Source organism: Salinimicrobium sp. CAU 1759, from assembly GCF_054482715.1.
Window position 1 is genome coordinate 104,128 of record NZ_JBTLRK010000003.1, and the last position, 14,225, is coordinate 118,352.

The window sequence follows — 14,225 nt, forward strand, 5'->3', positions numbered from 1 at the left end:
TTTTCAAATTTTATCTAGTTAAATTGCAAAGAAAACGTTAATCCACAGGAGCTAAGACTTAGTGTCTCTCCTAGAGATCGAAAACTGAGGTGCGTTTAGAGTAGATCATATCCTTGAACTTCAATAGAAAAGCCAGGGTGAGATAGATTGCAAAACCTATCCCAAAAGTGGCAAAAGATAGATAGATAAAGAATAATCTAACATTTTTGGCCCTCATTCCCAACTTATCAGCAAAGCGAGAGGATACGTAGAACCCATGTCTTTCAAAAAAATTCCTTATTTGGTTAACCCATTTCTGCATGTGGCAAAGATATTAAATTTGAGGTTGTTGCTGAAGGATCTTCATTCCAACTGCACATTTTAGACAGGCCTTTTTATCACAGTACTCATTTTTAAGCTGCAGTAGTGCCTGAGTTTCCATCGCCCCGGGTGCCACCGAAGGCCGGAGAGTCTCGAACTTTTTAACAACTTCATTTCGCTCGGGAGCTATGCTTTTGATCAAAGGTAATATACCCTCAAATTCTTCTTTGCCTGTACTTTTTATATAGCAAAATTGAACAGGAACAACTGTGTTAATGATCAATAAGTCGAGAAGTTTAAAACTCAATTTTTTCTTTCTGGGAGAGTGGCTTCGGGAAAAAGTATAATGAGAGTTCCAAAATTCGCTCACGTTTGCATTGAATAGTTCGTACACTTGTTGCGTATTTTTGCACTTCTGAAGAGAAGAAAAAAGCGATTTCTGTTTGTAATAAACAGCGGCCAGTTGGACCAACCTTATCTCCGGAAAATTATCTGGGCGCAACCTAAAATATTTTACCGGAAGAACCCCTTTTGAGGAAAGTTTAAATTTATGCTTTAGGAAAAGATACTCCTCTTTTAAATGCCTAAAATATGGCTCTTGATGATCGTTAGTGAGAAGCCCTGCCTGTCCCAGCAGCAGAGATTCCATTTGAAGAAGATTTACTTTTCTTATCGCTGAAAATGGAATGGAGGCCGCAATACTTAGAAAAGCCTCTCCATTTACATTGAGCCCAAAATTTCGGGCAAGCATTTGAAAAAGTACAGCTTCCCAGTCTCCGGCAGCTCTCACTAGAAGTTCCTCAATAAGTGATGACCTCTTCTCAAGCCTCTCAACATATAATCTTTCAAGCCAGTTGTTCAAAAGAAAATCATCAACATGTGAAAAGTCCTCCTGACAACTGATCCACCTTAGGGAATTATCAGCACAGAGTTTCTGATAGACCAAAAGGCTTTCCGAAGAGACAACATCTTTTAATGCAATAACTGGAAGCGGAGAATTATTTTTTCGGAAAATTTCCACATCGTGTATCCATACTACATGTAGGATCACATTGTCATAGGCGGGATCTGTCTCGTGGCCGTGCAAATACCAATCGGAAGAACGAAGATGTATCTCTACATTACCTGCCCATTCTTGTTCCCCAATTAAGAGCCTTGCATTAAAAAAGTCAGGACCGGAAAGTTCATTGTGTAAACCGGGGGAAATCACCTGCACGATTTTACCCTCCACAGTTTTGAGGTTCAGATTATTGAATTTCTGAAACTGCCACAGATAATGTAAATAGTCTTCCCGCATCGAATAAAAATATGGAATAATTCCATATCACCTCATGGGCAAAAAACTTTAATGCAGGAGAAGCCTTACATTTATTGTTAATTTTTACTGAGTTACCTTTTGCTTTACTTCGGGATAGAAATGTTCCACCCAAAGCTTGTACATTTTGCCGCTCGGGTGAAGTTGATCATCAGCAATAAGGTCCGGTTGATTAGCTGCTTCTCTTGAGATTGGCGTAATGTTATAGAAGTCTACGCCAAATTCCAAAGCTACTTCTTCAAACACCTCATTAAATTCATCCAGCTCCCTTGCTATCTCCTCAGAATTCTGAGCGCCAAAAGGAGTCACACCATAGTCTGGTATACTTACTGCAAATACACCTGATACACCACTCTTTGAGAAAGTGATGGCTCTTTTGAACACCTCATAAAGATCTTCCCTGTACTCCTCAATAGATTTTCCCTGGTATTGGTTATTCACTCCAATAGAAACAGATACAAGGTCATATTTCTCGTTGTTGAGTTGGGAATCAATTGCACTCAAAAGATCTTGAGTGGTCCAACCAGTTGTAGCAATGATCCTTGGATCGCGCATTGCAATACCATCGGCTCTTAATTTTTCTGTAAGCTGTACCGGCCATCTTTCTTCGGGCTCCACACTTTCTCCAATGGTATAGGAATCTCCAAGGGCAAGGTAGATCAAAGTTGCTTCCCTAACCTCATTGTCCACCTCCGGAGCACTTTCCTCTTTACAGCTAACGAAACCTACCATTAACAGGCAAGCCAAAAAAATTCTTCTCATAATTGACATTTTTAACACTGCTAAAATATACTATTCTCTCGCAGCAGCATAACCCGTCCTCTCTTTTTGGATGAGGATTAGACAACATATTATCAATGTTAGAATTCTTAATTCCCGGTTAAACCGGCTGCTGACAGAAGAATATTGTAGCAAAAATTCTATCTTATTGCAAAACCAGAACCATGGAGCGGAACCAGGACTTCTCAAAGGAAAATGTGGAAGATCAAAATACAACCCCGGGGCATAAGAAAGAGAGCAAATTCATAACGGGCCTCAAAAAGGTAGGTTATAACGTGTGGCTGGCGGTCATGATCATCGGTGGTGCGCTAGCATTTTTAACAGCACTTTTCCTGGTATGAGAAGAATAACCGCACTCTTTGGCGTTTGCCTGATTGTATTTTTACTAAATATGCTGCTCCTTAACTTCAGCAGCAACCCGCCAACCTTTCTTTCCTCCTACCTTAACGACCTCCTGTGCCTTCCAATCGTGTTAAGTATTTGTTTTTTCGTGATCACGTTCTTCAGCAAAAGTAAACGAGTTAAAATATCCCTTTTTTCAGCCTTCTCTCTCGCGGCACTATATTCCGTTTATTTCGAACTCTATCTTCCGGAAGTAACCAACAGGTATACTTCAGACGTAATTGATGTTCTTCTTTACTTTGCAGGAGCATTGATTTTTTGGCTGATCCAACAAGTTGAAACTTCAGCAATAAAAAAAGCTGCTTAAAAAAGACAGCTTTATATATTTTTTCTAAAAAGTATTGTTTCTTGACTCTTCGCTCTAATTTCTTAGTCAATATATCCCATTTTTCTCATCCAGTCATCGTTGAACATTTTGCCGACGTAGCGACTTCCGTGATCGTGGAATAGAATAACCACCACGTCATCCTTCTTAAAGTGTTCTTTTAACTGCAACAATCCTTTAATCGCAGCTCCTGCACTATTCCCCAAAAACATTCCCTCTTCCTTCGCAAGCCTTTGGGTGTAGACCGCCGCATCTTTGTCGGTCACTTTTGTAAAGCCGTCAATAATGTCAAAATCTACGTTCTTTGGAAGAATATCTTCTCCAATCCCTTCAGTTACATAAGGGTAGATCTCCTTTTCATCAAATTCTCCTGTCTCGTGGTATTTTTTAAATACTGAACCATAGGTATCCACTCCCCAAACTTTCACATTAGGATTTTGTTCCTTCAGGTATTTCCCAACACCCGAGATAGTTCCGCCGGTACCAACTCCTACTACAAAGTGGGTTACTCTTCCGTCGGTCTGCCTCCAGATCTCAGGTCCTGTACTTTCATAATGTGCTTTAGTATTGGAGAGGTTATCGTACTGGTTCACATACCAGGAATTCGGAGTTTCTTCAGAAAGCCGTTTTGAGGTAGAATAATAAGACTGAGGATCATCTGGCGCCACATCGGTGGGGCAAACCACCACATCACTACCTACGGCACGTAAAATGTCAATTTTCTCTTTAGATTGTTTGTCGGCCATTACACATACCATGCGGTAACCTTTGACAATTGCGGCAAGAGCAAGCCCCATCCCGGTATTTCCTGAAGTTCCTTCGATAATGGTTCCTCCCGGTTTTAAAAGTCCGGCAGCTTCGGCATCTTCGATCATCTTAACCGCCATACGGTCTTTCACCGAGTTCCCCGGATTAAATGTTTCATATTTTGCCAGCACCAGTGCATCTATACCTTCAGTCAATTTATTGATCTTGACAAGCGGCGTGTTTCCAATGGTACCTAGTATATTTTCAGCGTATTCCATTTCTCATTTTTTGCGACTGCAAAGGTAAGAAAAAATGCAGCTTTTAAAAGACTTCAAAAGGGGTGCCGAAAATGGCATTTTTGACACCTTATTCTAGTCGAATTTCATAGCTTTTACCGGAGAGATCCTGGTGATGATATAGGAAGGAATGAGCAGCATGAGCATACATAGTAGTAAGGTGCCGAGATTTACTCCGAGAATGTATTCCCACCCAATGTACACCGGAGCTTCAGTAACGTAATAAGTTTCGGGATTAAGCGGAATGAGCTTCAGGTACTTTTGAGCGAAAAGGAGTCCGAGGCCAATTAGATTTCCCCAAAAGAGTCCGAGAAGGATCAAATATCCGGCGTTGTATAAGAAGATCTTCCTTATGATCCAGTCGCTGCTGCCCAGGGCTTTCATAATTCCGATCATCTGTGTCCTTTCGAGAATGAGTACCAGCAATGCTGTGATCATATTGATCCCTGCCACCAGGATCATGATCCCGATGATGAGTGCAATGTTGAAATCGAACAATGATAACCACTCAAAAATAGAATAATACTGCTGCTTTATTGTCCGCGTGTCAAGAAATGAACCTGTATTCTCATAGATCTCCTGTCCTTTTTCCTCAAGTTTGCTAAAGTCCTCCAGGAAAACTTCAAAGTTCCCCACCTCATCTTTCTCCCAACGATTGATCCGCTGTACATGTCTTATATCGGCCAGCATATACAGCTCGTCAAATTCCTGAAAGCCCGAATTATAAATTCCTGTGATCTCAAAGGCCCTGGTCAAAGGAGTCCGGCTGGTCTCGTCCCTCAAAAAATAGGTGATTGCCTTGTCACCAACCTCCAGTCCCAGCCGATTGGCAGTATAGCTGGAGAGAAGGACTTGGCTATTTAAACTTCCGCTAACGTCGGGCAATTCTCCTGCCACAAGGAAATCTTCAAAATATTCCCCGTTAAAATCTGGTCCCACGCCTTTTACAATTATTCCCTCGAAGTCGTCTTCAGTACGAATAACTCCACCCAGGTAAGCTGTTGCCTGCACGTGTTCAATACCTTCTACCGATTCAAATTTAGGATAGAAATCCTGGTCGGTCGAGATGGGCATCAGGGAGACCTGCGAATTATTGTTGTCATAGCTGGAAATGGTCACATGCCCTGTAAAAGCCGACATTTTTTCCCTTATCTTTTGCTGAAGCCCGATCCCCGTCGCAAAAGCCACCAGCATCATGATCACCCCAATGGCAATGGCCACAATGGCTATTTTTATTATAGGGGCCGATATGCTACTTTTGTGCTGCTTCGCACTAATGAGGCGTTTGGCGATAAAGAATTCCAGATTCAAGAGTAGCTATGAGTTTTAGATTTTTCAAAAGTACATTTTTATTCCTACTTATTACCGCCACTGCCTGCGGAAACAATTCGGGTAAGCCATCAAAAAATTCTACTGAAGCTGATACAACTTCTTCTGCTAAAGCTCCACAAAGGCTGAAGCTCGGCGCCGAAAGAACTGCCCATTATTTGCCATTTTTGGAAGCTAAGAAAGTGGGGCTTGTGGGGAACCAGACCAGCATCATTCCTACGGAAGCCGGAAATGTTCACCTTGTCGACACCCTATTAGCTCTCAAAGTTGATCTTCGGAAAGTCTTTGCCCCGGAACACGGATTTCGCGGTACAGCCGATGCCGGGGAAGCAGTCGAAGATGGAAAAGATCCGCGCACAGGGCTCCCGGTGATCTCCCTTTACGGAAACAATAAGAAACCAACGCCCGAACAATTGGAAGGTCTTGATATCTTAATATTCGACCTGCAGGACGTCGGCGCCCGATTCTACACCTATATTTCAACACTCCACTATGTCATGGAAGCCGCAGCTGAAAATGACGTTCAGGTGATGGTCTTTGACCGGCCCAATCCAAACGGTCACTACATCGATGGACCAGTTCTTGAACCGGAGCACCAGAGCTTCGTTGGTATGCATCCTATTCCTGTAGTTCACGGAATGACCATTGCAGAGTATGCAAAAATGATCAATGGAGAGAGGTGGCTAAAAGGGGAAATACAGGCGCCTCTGCAGATAGTGAAAATGGAAAATTACAACCGGGATGAGCCATACGTGCTTCCGGTAAAGCCATCTCCAAATCTTCCAAATGCAAAGGCCATCAACCTTTACCCCAGCCTGTGCTTTTTTGAAGGAACTAACGTGAATGCCGGCCGGGGAACCTCAAAGCAGTTCCAGGTTTTTGGCTCTCCGTTTCTACCCGAAGAACAGTTCCCTTTTTCCTATATACCGCAATCCAATGAAGGCGCAAAATCACCAAAGCACCTCGGGAAAACCTGTTTTGGAAAAGACCTTTCTAACACTCCACGCCTTGACTACCTCAACCTGGACTGGCTGATAGAAGCCTACAACCACACCGCTCAAAAAGGGGAATTCTTCAACTCATTTTTCACCAGGCTCGCCGGAACTAAAAAACTCCAGCAGCAAATAGAAAGTGGGTTGAGTGCAAAGGAGATTCGTGCGAGCTGGAAGTCGGGGTTAGAGGAATACGCGAAGGTAAGGGAGAAATATTTGCTCTATTATTAAATGTTGCACGTTGCATGTTGCACGTTCCGGGTTGCGGGTTGCGGGTTGCGCTTCAAATTATATTTTCCAGGAGGTTTCTACATATTTTATGAAGGAATTTATTTTAGCTCCGAGGTTGTTGTAATACTTTTTTAAATAAAGATGGTCCTGCATTGTTGCTGGATAAAGATGAATCAACTTTTCTAAATGATTCAGTGTTTCATCATTACTTGCATGAGAATATACCAGAAACTTTAAAAAATCTGCCTTGTATCTTCTACGGCCGTATCCCTCCACAATGTTAGTATTTACTGAATCTGCTGATCTACGAATCTGGCTTCCTAACTCATACAGCTCATATTTAGGCAATTGGAGGCTTAAAGAGTGAACTTTGTAAAAGAGATTTAACGATATTGAATAAATCTCCAGATCCTTGTATGAATTCGCCATGTGAATTATCGTTGTAGTTCAATTTCAAGAAAAGATAGAGAAAAATTTGGTGTTATTCCTTAAAAAAACCCGCAACACGTAACTCGCAACAGATTCATTGGTCTAAAAGATTTTTTTATTCTAATTAGCTTTTGTTCAACCTTCGCTTCATTTCTTCAACAATATTAAACGCTGCCGGGCAAATGGCGACGTTCTTCATGGTGAGGTTTGAGATCTTGTGAAAGTCTTTGCGGTTGGTGTGGGGGAATTCACTACAAGCTTTTGGACGAACGTCGTAGATAAGACAGTAATTATCGGGTGCTAGAAAGACACAGGGCACCTCCTGCAGCACATAATCATTATCCTCATCTATTCGCAAATATTGATCGATGAACTGCTGTGGCTTTAGGCGTAGATGTTTGGAAATACGCTCAATGTCTTTATTGGTAAAAAGAGGTCCGGTGGTTTTGCAGCAATTGGCACATTTAAGGCAGTCGGTTCGCTCGAACTCCTCCTCGTGCAGCTCCTGCATTTGAAGATCTAAATGCTTTGGCGGCTTCTTTTTAAGCTGCTGGAAAAATTTCTTATTCTCCTTATGTTTATCTTTGGCCCTTTGCGGAAGCCCATCTAACTCATCCTGCATGCCGCAAAGATAAACAGAACCAAGACGTGAACAAGCCAAAAAATAACCCCGATATCTTCGGAAAAGCCATAACAGCATACCACGAAAATGCTGATGCAACAGATATCACGGTGCACTCGCCCGACTTTGATGATGATGCGATCCCGGTGCCTTATCTCTTTCGGAATTATAAAGAAATGCCTAAGCTGGAGCAAAAAGCTCTTGAATTGTGCCGCGGAAGAGTTCTGGATGTGGGTTGCGGAGCCGGAAGTCACTCTCTGCACCTTCAGGAAGAACGAAAACTTGAAGTAGTTGGTATAGACACATCCGCCGGAGCAATAGAGGTCTGCCGCAAACGGGGAATTTCAGATGCAAGAAATATAGCTTTTGAAGATCTTTCCGAAGAAAAATTCGATACGGTCCTAATGCTAATGAACGGCACAGGCATAGTGGGAAAAATGAAGTTCCTGGATCGCTTTTTTGAAAAGCTAAAAGCTCTCCTTTCCGTAGGCGGCCAGGTTCTAATTGATTCTTCAGATTTGATTTACCTTTTTGACGCCGATGAAGATGGTGGGGTTTGGGTAGATTCTTCGAAAGGTTATTACGGGGAGTTAATTTACAGGCTGAGCTACAAGGGAGAAACTTCCAGCAGCTTTGACTGGTTGTATCTTGACTTTGAATCCTTATCTTTAGCAGCTACTAAAAACGGGTTTAATTGCGAAAAAGTCTATGAGGGGGAACACTACGATTACCTCGCACAGCTTAGCATCAAATAAAAGAATGAAGAAAAACTATTTATTAAACTGCTTTGTAGCACTGCTTCTACTAACCGGGTGTACTACAGACAGTCCTGAGAATAAAGTCTCTGCGCACAGAAATGATTTAGTGTTAGGATCATCGGCCAGAGATTTTTTAAGTGACGAGGTCTTTACAGCCATTGACCTGGAAGTGGTTTACGTTACCGGTTACGAACCCACGGCAGAGGCTTTAAGCAGTCTGCATACCTTCTTTGACAGGCATACTCATAAACCAAATGGAGTGTCTATTCAGACACGGGCGATTTCCAGTCCAAATGTGGGCTCATACTCTATGGAGGAGATCAAGGCAGTTGAGAAAAAAAACAGGACAGCATTTTCTGTAGATAACCGGCTTGCAGTCTATATTTTCTTTGCCGATAACAAAAGTGAGGACACAAAAGAAGGCTCAAATATTTTGGGAAAAGCCTACATGAATACCTCAATGGTCATTTTTGACAGCGTAATTAAAAAAATGAATGGTTCGAGAAGCGAAATTCAGACTGTCACTTTACACCATGAATTCGGACATCTTTTTGGACTGGTAGATAATGGTTCTCCCGCACAAACTGAACACGAAGATGAAGATCCAAACTATAAAGCTCATTGCAATGTGGATGGTTGTCTTATGGCTGCTAAAATAGATGTGAGTTCTTCTCCCCTTAGCTTCTTTGAAAACGGAGTTAAGATCCTGGATTTCGACGAAAAATGTAAGCTGGATCTAAAGGTTAACGGAGGGAAATAAATCTGGAAGGGGTTTATTTATTCAAGATTCAAAGTTTAAGATTTAAAATTTGTAGCTGTCTTAATTTTAGGAAAAAAGAAAACCCCTTGAAGATTTTCTTCAAAGGGTTTTAATCTCTGTAATTTGGTACTTCTAAATTCGTAATTCTAACTTCTAAAAAACTTTTTTGCCTCCTAAATAAGTAGCATTTGCCTTCATCTCAGGGATCTGATCTTCAGAGATTGTCATGATATCCTTGTCTAAAATGACAAAATCGGCAAACTTTCCCGGTTCAATAGAACCTTTTTCTTCATCTTCAAAATTGCTGTATGCTGCCCAAATCGTCATTCCACGGAGAGCTTCTTCCCGGCTTAATGCCTGCTCCGGCATATAACCGCCTTCGGGATAATTTTGTGTGTCCTTACGTGCTACAGCAGCGTAAAAGGTCAAAAACGGACTTACCTTTTCCACGGGGAAGTCGGTACCCAAAGCGATGATCCCGGCTTCATCGAGCAGCTGCTTATAAGCATAAGCTCCTTTTTCTCTCTCCGCCCCCAGTCTTTCCTGTGCCCAATACATATCACTGGTGGCATGTGTGGGTTGAACCGAAGGAATAATATTCCTGCTGAAGTATTGAAAGTCTTCGGGTGCGATGACCTGAGAATGTTCCACCTTCCAGCGACGGTCTCCTGCATTTGCAAGAAGTGAATCGTAAGTTTTTAAAACCACCACATTGGCTGAATCTCCAATGGCATGGGTATTCATTTGATATGCTGAATTTGCAATACGGGCAGCTGTCTCTTTGAAATCGGCTACTGAGGATAAAAGTGCTCCAAAATGGTTGTGCTTATCTGAATAAGGTTCCTTCAAAGCTGCACCTCGAGAGCCAAGAGCACCATCGGCATAGAACTTCACAGACCGCACGTTCAGCTTATCTGTTTTTAGCGGCTCCCGGTCAAGAAAATAATCGAGATTTTCTTTGGTGTTGCTTATCATGGCATAGATACGAACATCCAACTCTCCAGCTTGCTGCAGGCTGTCGATCAATTCTATTGTGCTACGATCAAGTCCGGCATCATTGATGGTTGTAAGACCATACTGAAAAACATCTTTTTGAGCATCCTGTAAAGCGGTGATCTGATCTTCTGTGCTCGTGGCAGGGACTGCATTTTCCACCAGTGCCATAGGATTGTCAATTAAGATCCCTGTGAGCTGACCGTTTTTCTTTTCTATTTCTCCACCTTCGGCAGGAGTATCAACTGTGATCCCGGCAGCATCAAGCGCAGCCTGATTGGCAAGTAAAGCATGACCGTCAATCCTGGTGATCGCTACAGGAGTATCGGGAAATAACAGGTCCAGCGTATCCTTTACCGGAAACTCCTGAACTTCCCAGTCATTCTGGTCCCATCCCCTACCTACAATAAAATCGGTGTTCTTTTCTTCCTGAAATTCAGTGATACGACTCACCACCTCTTTGAAGCTGGTTGTGCCGGTTAGATCTACGGCCTGCATGTTTGTCCCTAATCCGTAGAAATGGGCATGAGCATCAATTAGCCCGGGAAGTATGGTCTTCCCTTCAGCATCATAAACTTCAGCAGCATTGTATTTCTCCTGTAATTCTTCCGAAGTACCTACTGCTATGAATTTACCGTCTTTTACCACAAAAGCTTCCGCGGTAGAAAATTCATCATCTACAGTATAGATATTGGCGTTAATGACCAGGAGATCTGCTTCTTCTTTGTTATTGTCATTACAGGCAAAGGAAATTCCGAAGCTTAAAAAGTAAATAAGTATTCTTTTGATCATTTTTTAAAGATTTGAGGTAAAAATAAAAAATGCGCTCCAGAAAGAAGCGCATTTTTATATAATTGAAAGAAAGGACTTAGAACCAACCTAAAATTGCATCCCCAATAGCTTCACGAATGTCTGAGTTGGCCCCAGCAGCAAGTGCAATGGAAACGAATAATCCGATCATGGCATAAGAGAAGTCCCTAAAGATCATCTTACCGGCTTTCTTACGGTGTTTTTTACCTTTTTTGGTACGGGCAAGACTCACAGCGATCTCTCTACCTCCAATTACCCCAAGGAAAACCCAGGTGGTACTCATTGGCACTGTACTAATGAAAAGTTTGTATATAAGGAGGATCACATAAGTAGCATCAACTAAAGTTGCCGCCCGAACATCAGAGATTCTCGCTTTTTCACTAACAACTTCCTGGATCTTGTCTCCCCTCAAATAAAATAAAAGACCAAGCCCTGCAAAAATGGTCACGGCAAAGATCAAAAATTGAACGAAGTCTAGTTGCCTTGGAAGGAAAACTGCGATGTTTGCACCATCCTGCATCACCCAAACTCCCCATAAGGTTCCACTCACAACCCACTGTACAACATTCCAGCTCTTATTGAACTGTCTACTTTTAAAATATTTTTTAATGGTGTTATAGGATAAGTACCATACCAGGAATGACAAAACAAAAGCCATAATATACCCTGTCCAGGACTTAAATACTACGGAGGTAATCCCTGAGGTATCCGCACTAAATACACTTAATATAAGGAAAGTAGTAGATACCGGCATTCTTAACCTGGTAAGGATGAGAAGCACCAATGGAGCAATGATCTGGAAAAAACTAAAGTTCTCAGGATGCGGATATTTGGTGGTCCCGTCGGGATTTAGCAATCGTTGATAGGTTACATCTCCGTCAAAATAGATCCAGCTGAAGGTGACTACTGCCAGGAATATGGTCCCGATAAAGATCCACATGACCCACCATTTCCGGTTTTTATTACTCTCAATAAAAGTTCCAAGGGACTGGATACTATCATTGGCCACAGTGGCATAAGCAGCGAAAAAGAATCCAAGCCACATACCGGCCTGTCCATAACCTGTAAGGATCCCAGCCAATACCAATCCAATGATCACGATGGCGAGGAAGGTCCTTTCCTGTACCATGAAGTCGAGCACGTTTAAGTAAGGCCTGTTCCTTTTCGTGCGGTTAAATTTAGTTTTTGCCATTTTCTAATAATAAGTTTTCAAAAATTAGAGAAAAAATAGGATAAAAATTTCATTTCCACATTTTCGCGCTGCAAAATTATGCACTTCCGCAGGAACCTGATTTTGTTCCAATGTTATGTAATTGTTAAGAATGCTTTAGGGTTTTGGGAACAACTACAAACAAACAAAAAAAGCCGGTAAAAACCGGCTTTTTGGGAGGTATAATAAAAGTTATCTTCCAAAGTCAAATTTATAAGTGGCTCCTGCCAGGACCTGAAGCCCCAGGACAGGATAGTCTGTCCATCGTTCATAATTCTCTCCCAGAAGATTATTTCCTTTAGCAAAAATTGATAATTTGTCATTGAATCTATATCCCAGGTTGGCGTTAATATCAACGTATGGATCTAAAGTCACTTCCTCAATATTGGTTGGAATTCCTTCCCCAATGGTAAATGCTCCATAATCCTTTCTCTCACCTACAACAAAAATATTTGCTCCCGCAAACCATTTTTCGGTGATTTGATAGTCGGCAAGAAGATTAGCCTTAATATTAGGAAGGTTCCATGCCTCATCCTGTTCATCTGTGTCATACAGAAAGTACTCCCCGTTGATGCGGAGATTCAATTTTCTGTTTACATCAAAATCCAGTTCTCCAAAAGCCGAAATAGTATTGACCAGATCATAAATCACGTTAAATGAATTGCCATAGGTATAAGACGGCTTATTTAACGGCTCCGACACATCCAAAGGATTGGATCGGAACAGAGGCTTGAAATCTTCGGCCATGTATTTAAGTCGTGTATTATAGCCAATGCTGCTGGACAACTTTCCTTTAGCGCCAATATAGGCTTTGTATTGTTGATCTGTAGGGGTTACTCCAATTGCCGGGGCAAGAAAAGGATTTTCTTTAGTGAACTCGTAATAGGAGTTTTGACGCAGTTCTCCTTCGAGTCCGGCATATGCGATAAAGTAATCTCCGGCAGCACGGTAGCTGGCGGTAACCCGTGGATAAACATATACGCCTCCATCACTGTTTTCTGTATTGAGACTATAGTAGATCGCCGCCCCCAGGTTTAGAGTGAGGTCGTCTCGAAGCACGAGCAGGCTCGATGCCAGCCCCACATTCATAAAGCTATAGGTGATATCCTCATTCCCCGGATAATATGAAGTGAAATTGCCATTCACGTAGTCAAAAATGACATTTGTTCTAAACAATTCCCCAGCGATAGGAATTTCCAAAGTGGGTTTAAAGATGAAGCGATGTTCGGCAGAATCAAAGTCGTCACCAAAATACCTGTATTTGACCTCGGCATTATCAAAAAATGACTTATTCCAATTGATTTCCCCACCGGCATACACACTGTAATAATTGTGCTGTGGATCAATTTGATCTCTTTCTTCATTGGTTAGTGTAGGCGTTACTCCATACCAGTTAAACAATCTGTGCTCCACTCCAAAATCTGTATTCCACCGAAGATTTCTGTTGCGCGAAGAATAATTCAGGTTGAGCTCGGTATCGTAAAAGCTATCGTCAATTTCCACCCCATCAATTCCTCCCTGGGCCGAGTTATGGGTGAGAAAAATTCCGAAGTTATCGGTTCGATTCACTTCCATGTTGCTGTAAAATTCGGCAAGAGCACTGGTATAAGTTCCAAAGCCGAGGGTGATATAATTGTCATACAACTTTGGCGGTCTTTGTCGCTCCACGGTTGTAGCCCTACCTTTTGCCGGGGTAAAAGTGGAAGCCACAGGCACAGAGAAAATACTGTACTGCACCGGTCTTTTCTCCAGGTTCACAGAATCGGAGATCTTTGGTGTCTCCCGAATTTTGTTGGCATCACTTACTGTGGGAGTATATGGTTTCACCACTTCTACTGTCTCGCTCCCAAGGTCCTGGGCGTAAGAGAAGCCGGTGAAAAATAAAAGCATGATAAATACACTAAACGATTTGATTTTCATGGGAAG

At 42.1% G+C, this 14,225-nt stretch carries 15 protein-coding genes; 5 read left to right on the forward strand and 10 right to left on the reverse strand.

The genetic code is table 11. The features are described 5' to 3' along the window. Nucleotides 1-70 precede the first annotated feature (70 nt). The 3 genes from ACXYMT_RS13745 to ACXYMT_RS13755 form a co-directional block, all read right to left on the reverse strand. Nucleotides 71-301: a PspC domain-containing protein gene (locus ACXYMT_RS13745; protein WP_324721496.1), complete on the reverse strand. Its 231-nt coding sequence runs from the start codon at nt 299-301 to the stop codon at nt 71-73. A 12-nt stretch (nt 302-313) separates the two neighbouring features. Next, nucleotides 314-1,597, reverse strand: a complete 1,284-nt coding sequence (locus ACXYMT_RS13750) for a DUF2851 family protein (protein ID WP_459059672.1) — start codon at nt 1,595-1,597, stop codon at nt 314-316. Between the two features lie 84 nt (nt 1,598-1,681). Further along, nucleotides 1,682-2,377 (reverse strand): SGNH/GDSL hydrolase family protein, encoded by a 696-nt coding sequence (locus ACXYMT_RS13755; protein WP_459059673.1) that lies wholly within the window; start codon nt 2,375-2,377, stop codon nt 1,682-1,684. A gap of 182 nt (nt 2,378-2,559) precedes the next feature. Between ACXYMT_RS13755 and ACXYMT_RS13760 the strand changes: the two genes are divergently transcribed. Both ACXYMT_RS13760 and ACXYMT_RS13765 read left to right on the forward strand, forming a co-directional pair. Next, nucleotides 2,560-2,736 (forward strand): hypothetical protein, encoded by a 177-nt coding sequence (locus ACXYMT_RS13760; protein ID WP_459059674.1) that lies wholly within the window; start codon nt 2,560-2,562, stop codon nt 2,734-2,736. Beyond that, nucleotides 2,733-3,104 (forward strand): hypothetical protein, encoded by a 372-nt coding sequence (locus ACXYMT_RS13765; RefSeq protein ID WP_459059675.1) that lies wholly within the window; start codon nt 2,733-2,735, stop codon nt 3,102-3,104. Before ACXYMT_RS13760 ends, ACXYMT_RS13765 begins: the two co-directional genes overlap by 4 nt. A 62-nt stretch (nt 3,105-3,166) precedes the next feature. Here ACXYMT_RS13765 and ACXYMT_RS13770 read toward each other — a convergent pair whose 3' ends face one another. After that, nucleotides 3,167-4,147 (reverse strand): PLP-dependent cysteine synthase family protein, encoded by a 981-nt coding sequence (locus ACXYMT_RS13770; RefSeq protein WP_459059676.1) that lies wholly within the window; start codon nt 4,145-4,147, stop codon nt 3,167-3,169. 93 nt (nt 4,148-4,240) lie between these two features. Beyond that, the gene (locus ACXYMT_RS13775; protein WP_459059677.1) at nt 4,241-5,476 is read right to left on the reverse strand and encodes an ABC transporter permease; all 1,236 of its coding nucleotides are present in this window, start codon (nt 5,474-5,476) and stop codon (nt 4,241-4,243) included. An 8-nt stretch (nt 5,477-5,484) separates the two neighbouring features. Here ACXYMT_RS13775 and ACXYMT_RS13780 point away from each other — a divergent pair, with 8 nt between their 5' ends. Beyond that, the gene (locus ACXYMT_RS13780) at nt 5,485-6,717 is read left to right on the forward strand and encodes an exo-beta-N-acetylmuramidase NamZ family protein (RefSeq protein WP_459059678.1); all 1,233 of its coding nucleotides are present in this window, start codon (nt 5,485-5,487) and stop codon (nt 6,715-6,717) included. Nucleotides 6,718-6,774: 57 nt separating this feature from the next. Here ACXYMT_RS13780 and ACXYMT_RS13785 read toward each other — a convergent pair whose 3' ends face one another. Continuing rightward, on the reverse strand, nt 6,775-7,146 hold the full coding sequence (locus ACXYMT_RS13785) for a four helix bundle protein (protein WP_459059679.1): 372 nt from the start codon (nt 7,144-7,146) through the stop codon (nt 6,775-6,777). 124 nt (nt 7,147-7,270) lie between these two features. Next, on the reverse strand, nt 7,271-7,768 hold the full coding sequence (locus ACXYMT_RS13790) for a YkgJ family cysteine cluster protein (RefSeq protein ID WP_459059680.1): 498 nt from the start codon (nt 7,766-7,768) through the stop codon (nt 7,271-7,273). Nucleotides 7,769-7,794: 26 nt separating this feature from the next. Here ACXYMT_RS13790 and ACXYMT_RS13795 point away from each other — a divergent pair, with 26 nt between their 5' ends. Then, nucleotides 7,795-8,523 carry a class I SAM-dependent methyltransferase gene (locus ACXYMT_RS13795; protein ID WP_459059681.1) on the forward strand — a complete coding sequence of 243 codons (729 nt, stop codon included), beginning with the start codon at nt 7,795-7,797 and terminating at the stop codon, nt 8,521-8,523. Nucleotides 8,524-8,527: 4 nt separating this feature from the next. After that, a complete protein-coding gene (locus ACXYMT_RS13800) occupies nt 8,528-9,286 on the forward strand; it encodes a hypothetical protein (protein WP_459059682.1) in 759 nt (252 codons plus the stop codon). A 153-nt stretch (nt 9,287-9,439) separates the two neighbouring features. On the opposite strand, the gene ACXYMT_RS13805 is transcribed toward ACXYMT_RS13800, so the two are convergent. The 3 genes from ACXYMT_RS13805 to ACXYMT_RS13815 form a co-directional block, all read right to left on the reverse strand. Further along, a complete protein-coding gene (locus ACXYMT_RS13805) occupies nt 9,440-11,071 on the reverse strand; it encodes an amidohydrolase (protein ID WP_459059683.1) in 1,632 nt (543 codons plus the stop codon). Between the two features lie 76 nt (nt 11,072-11,147). After that, nucleotides 11,148-12,281, reverse strand: a complete 1,134-nt coding sequence (locus tag ACXYMT_RS13810; RefSeq protein ID WP_459059684.1) for a hypothetical protein — start codon at nt 12,279-12,281, stop codon at nt 11,148-11,150. Between the two features lie 210 nt (nt 12,282-12,491). Next, nucleotides 12,492-14,219, reverse strand: coding sequence for a TonB-dependent receptor (locus ACXYMT_RS13815; protein ID WP_459059685.1), 1,728 nt, complete (start codon nt 14,217-14,219; stop codon nt 12,492-12,494). Nucleotides 14,220-14,225 lie beyond the last annotated feature (6 nt).

Bases quoted from the DNA above. Each gene is read 5' to 3' on its own strand.
- ACXYMT_RS13745 (WP_324721496.1), bottom strand. From the start codon at position 301: ATGCAGAAATGGGTTAACCAAATAAGGAATTTTTTTGAAAGACATGGG.
- ACXYMT_RS13750 (WP_459059672.1), bottom strand. From the start codon at position 1,597: ATGCGGGAAGACTATTTACATTATCTGTGGCAGTTTCAGAAATTCAAT.
- ACXYMT_RS13755 (WP_459059673.1), bottom strand. From the start codon at position 2,377: ATGAGAAGAATTTTTTTGGCTTGCCTGTTAATGGTAGGTTTCGTTAGC.
- ACXYMT_RS13760 (WP_459059674.1), top strand. From the start codon at position 2,560: ATGGAGCGGAACCAGGACTTCTCAAAGGAAAATGTGGAAGATCAAAAT.
- ACXYMT_RS13765 (WP_459059675.1), top strand. From the start codon at position 2,733: ATGAGAAGAATAACCGCACTCTTTGGCGTTTGCCTGATTGTATTTTTA.
- ACXYMT_RS13770 (WP_459059676.1), bottom strand. From the start codon at position 4,147: ATGGAATACGCTGAAAATATACTAGGTACCATTGGAAACACGCCGCTT.
- ACXYMT_RS13780 (WP_459059678.1), top strand. From the start codon at position 5,485: ATGAGTTTTAGATTTTTCAAAAGTACATTTTTATTCCTACTTATTACC.
- ACXYMT_RS13785 (WP_459059679.1), bottom strand. From the start codon at position 7,146: ATGGCGAATTCATACAAGGATCTGGAGATTTATTCAATATCGTTAAAT.
- ACXYMT_RS13790 (WP_459059680.1), bottom strand. From the start codon at position 7,768: ATGCAGGATGAGTTAGATGGGCTTCCGCAAAGGGCCAAAGATAAACAT.
- ACXYMT_RS13800 (WP_459059682.1), top strand. From the start codon at position 8,528: ATGAAGAAAAACTATTTATTAAACTGCTTTGTAGCACTGCTTCTACTA.
- ACXYMT_RS13805 (WP_459059683.1), bottom strand. From the start codon at position 11,071: ATGATCAAAAGAATACTTATTTACTTTTTAAGCTTCGGAATTTCCTTT.
- ACXYMT_RS13810 (WP_459059684.1), bottom strand. From the start codon at position 12,281: ATGGCAAAAACTAAATTTAACCGCACGAAAAGGAACAGGCCTTACTTA.
- ACXYMT_RS13815 (WP_459059685.1), bottom strand. From the start codon at position 14,219: ATGAAAATCAAATCGTTTAGTGTATTTATCATGCTTTTATTTTTCACC.